Annotated in this window: 4 protein-coding genes; 2 read left to right on the top strand and 2 right to left on the bottom strand. The window is 59.0% G+C overall.

Annotated elements, in window-relative coordinates:
• Both EN750_RS24895 and EN750_RS24885 read left to right on the top strand, forming a co-directional pair.
• On the top strand, positions 1-850 hold an 850-nt coding region (locus EN750_RS24895; RefSeq protein WP_127398045.1), incomplete at its 5' end, for an NADH-quinone oxidoreductase subunit D.
• 398 nt (positions 851-1,248) lie between these two features.
• A complete protein-coding gene (locus EN750_RS24885) occupies positions 1,249-1,434 on the top strand; it encodes a hypothetical protein (RefSeq protein ID WP_127271064.1) in 186 nt (61 codons plus the stop codon).
• 38 nt (positions 1,435-1,472) lie between these two features.
• On the opposite strand, the gene EN750_RS24880 is transcribed toward EN750_RS24885, so the two are convergent.
• Positions 1,473-2,222, bottom strand: a complete 750-nt coding sequence (locus tag EN750_RS24880; protein WP_127271062.1) for a metallophosphoesterase — start codon at positions 2,220-2,222, stop codon at positions 1,473-1,475.
• Complete coding sequence (locus EN750_RS24875; RefSeq protein WP_023812007.1) at positions 2,215-3,024, bottom strand: nucleotidyltransferase family protein; 810 nt, start codon at positions 3,022-3,024, stop codon at positions 2,215-2,217. The genes EN750_RS24880 and EN750_RS24875 overlap by 8 nt, the downstream gene beginning before the upstream one ends.
• Between the last annotated feature and the right edge of the window lie 356 nt (positions 3,025-3,380).

Raw genomic sequence — 3,380 nt, 5'->3', positions numbered from 1 at the left:
CAACGTCACGACGCAGGCCATGGATATCGGCGCGCTGACGCCGCCGCTTTGGGGGTTTGCGGAGCGGGAAAAGCTGATGGTTTTTTACGAGCGCGCCTCCGGCGCCCGCATGCATGCGAATTATTTCAGAATCGGCGGCGTGCACCAGGATATGCCTCCGAAGCTTCTCGACGACATCTGGGCTTTCTGCGATCCGTTCCTCAAAGTCTGTGACAACCTCGACGAATTGCTCACCGGCAGCCGTATCTTCAAGCAGCGCAATGTCGATGTGGGCGTGATCGGGCTGGAGGATGCCTGGGCCTGGGGATTTTCCGGCGTGATGGTGCGCGGATCGGGCGCCGCATGGGATTTGCGCAAGGCACAGCCATACGAATGTTACCCGGACATGGATTTCGACATTCCCTTCGGAAAGAACGGAGACTGCTATGACCGCTACCTGGTCCGCATGGAGGAGATGCGCCAGTCGGTGCGGATCATGAAGCAGTGCCTGGAAAAACTGCGGTCACCCGAAGGCCAGGGGCCGGTCGCGCTTCCAAACCAGAAGATCACGCCGCCGCGGCGCGCCACGATGAAACGCTCGATGGAGGCGACCATCCAGCATTTCAAACTTTATACCGAGGGGCATCGCGTGCCGGCCGGAGAAGTCTACGCCGCGGTTGAAGCGCCAAAGGGAGAATTCGGTGTTTATCTGGTTTCCGACGGGGGCAATGTCCCTTACCGGTGCAAGATACGCGCGCCATCCTTCGCCCATCTGCAGGCGATGGATTTCCTGTCTCAAGGGCACATGATCGCCGACGTTGCCGCCATCATCGGATCGCTCGACATCGTGTTTGGCGAGATTGATCGTTAGCCGTCCGAATGTGTGCTTTGCCCCGCGATAAAGAAACTCCCCTTCGTCCTACGCGTGGATGGGAGGCTCTTCATTCTCGTCGGGATTGGGCAGCGGGGTCTCGTCCGGGAGCCTTTCCGGTTCGGGTTCCTCGATCGGCTCGGGCTTCCATGTTGGAGGCGGCACGGGAACATCGCGATTTGGGTCTGGCTGTCTTGGCTGTGGCATCGAACTATCTCCGTTCAGTCGGAACAACTCGTGCGCCGTGGCATGGTTCCTGGCAGAATCCAGCGAGATCGTTACGCCCTCGGGACACGAGTATGTTGGTCCGCCCAGGTGAAGGCGCAAAAGTTGCAGATCGTTCGGAACCGGTCGGATTTTCGAGCCGTTGTCGTCGACAAGGATCAAGGAGAAGCGCGATGAAGGACAAGGAAGGAAATATCGACCATACATTGCCGCAGGTCGCCATCGACGATCAGCAGGTGCGACAACTGGCGGCCACGACCGATTTGCCGTCCAGGCAGGCTCGCGAACTGGTGCGCCGTCACGGCAACGATCCCCGGAAGCTGGAAGAGTTGGCGAAATCGATCAACGCCACCAATTGAGTCAAGGCCAATGGACACCACGGCGCATGCCGCTGGCGTCAGATTTCGAGCAAGGCGTAGGGGCGGCCGCTTGGCTTGGCCACATGCATGGCGACGTTGTAGACCTTGGCTCCGCCAGGTGTTTGACCTTCGTAAGAACCGCGATGTGCATGACCGTGCACGACAGCACTAACCTGGAATCGATCGATCGTCTCCGCCAGGCGTGAAGAGCCCAGAAATGGAAATATCTCTGGCGGTTCTCCCGCGACTGTGTCGGCAATTGGCGCGTAGTGGAGGATCACCAGTGTGCGCTTCGCCCGAACCTGGCGCATCGCATTTTCAAGTCGCATTGCCTCGTTCACGCTTTCCGCGACCATCGTCTTGATCGCCGGTTCACCGAATGAGCCGAGCATGCGTGACCCGAAGCCGCCTATGAATCCCTTCACGCCGACAAAACCCACCTCCTCGATTTCAACTGCCTGCCCGTCGAGGAGATGAACATGCGCCTGGCGCAGGATCTTCGTGACGTCTTCCACCGCACCAGACTCGTAGTCATGATTGCCGAGCACCGCCACGACCGGGATCGAGCAGTTGCGCAGATCCTCGGCCAGCATCTCCGCTTCACGAGGCTTGCCGAGATTGGTCAGGTCTCCCGTGAGAACGAGAATGTCGGCTTCGCTCGATATCTCGCCGAAGAGGTCGCGATACGAGGTTTGCGCATCTTCCCGCACATGGAGATCCCCGACCGCGGCAACTTTGAGCGCGCGTGCGCCCTCCTTGGGCGCGCTGCTCTTGACGGGATCAGCCATCACGGAATTCTCCCACACCACCGACGCCGGCGAAGCCCCATTCCTTGACGTCGATTTCGTAATCGGTTTGCGAAAGCAGCCGCCCACGGCAGATCTTCATCCTTGGAGACGGCAACTGCCGTTGCTTGGCGAGGCGGTCGAGCAATTCATCGAGCAGCCACGCCGGGATATGATCGCGCTCGCTCGGATAGATCCACCTGAAATTGATAAGCTGCATCAACAGAACCTCCCAGTGAACCTCCAGATAAGAAAGCAGCCGGTGCCAATCGATCTGATCGCCCGCCTTGAGAATCGTATGAGCGATATCGGCGCCATCGTGTCGCCCTCTGTCCTGTATAAAGCATTTGGACCAGATGAGTTCGGTCGGGCCGATGATCCGCACCCTGCTGCCCAACAGCTCTGTTTGGCGGGCGTGTTCCAGCCACAGGTCGCCAACAGGCACCGTGCCGTTGGCCGAGCCGAATATGACGTCGAAGAAATGCGTGCCCTTGAACACCTTGCCGAGCCACCGGTCATCCTCGATTTCGACGGCATATCCAAGCTGCTTGAAATGGGCCAGGATCCGCGCGTAGTCGCCTGCCTTGCAGAAGATATCGAGGTCCTTGGTCTGGCGGGTGACACCCGTATAAGCGCTTACCGCGTAGGTCCCGGCGACCAGAAAGGGTATGTCGGTGGCGGTAAGCTCACGGATCGCTTCCGTGTAAAATACCTCCGCCTCGGCATTTTTGAGCGTCGGCGCCGCTTTTGCATCGATCTTGGGAAGCGAGACCAGAACGTTTTCAGGCAATGGACCATTGGTCATGAAACGATGACTCCGAATCCGGCAACCGGCAGTCGCCCGCTGTGGTAACAACGTGAACCTCGCCTGGTTCCGCTATCAGGCGACCAGCCAAGGTTCATTCTCGTCACGTACTGGAAATTTCGGGATCGCGCCTGCCGACGCAAGCCGCCCCAACGTCCTCGCCGGCAGCGCAATGTCGCCTCGAAATCGGCGCATGCCACCGCCAATGCCCCGTTGGCCCAAATTTGAAACACCAGGTGGGTGATCGATCTCGATTGTTTTAGAGTTTATTGGGCTTACCCGATCGGCACAAAGCTGAAGCCGGGGCGCTTGACTTAACCGCACCCGATCGGCGTGCGCTAAGCATCATCAGGATC

The sequence above is a fragment of the Mesorhizobium sp. M7A.F.Ca.ET.027.03.2.1 genome, from assembly GCF_003999175.1.
Taxonomy (GTDB): domain Bacteria; phylum Pseudomonadota; class Alphaproteobacteria; order Rhizobiales; family Rhizobiaceae; genus Mesorhizobium.
The sequence above is the reverse complement of the archived record's forward strand: the minus strand, read 5'-3'. Positions and strand labels throughout refer to the sequence as shown.

Bases quoted from the DNA above. Each gene is read 5' to 3' on its own strand.
- EN750_RS24875 (WP_023812007.1), bottom strand. From the start codon at position 3,024: ATGACCAATGGTCCATTGCCTGAAAACGTTCTGGTCTCGCTTCCCAAG.
- EN750_RS24885 (WP_127271064.1), top strand. From the start codon at position 1,249: ATGAAGGACAAGGAAGGAAATATCGACCATACATTGCCGCAGGTCGCC.
- EN750_RS24880 (WP_127271062.1), bottom strand. From the start codon at position 2,222: ATGGCTGATCCCGTCAAGAGCAGCGCGCCCAAGGAGGGCGCACGCGCG.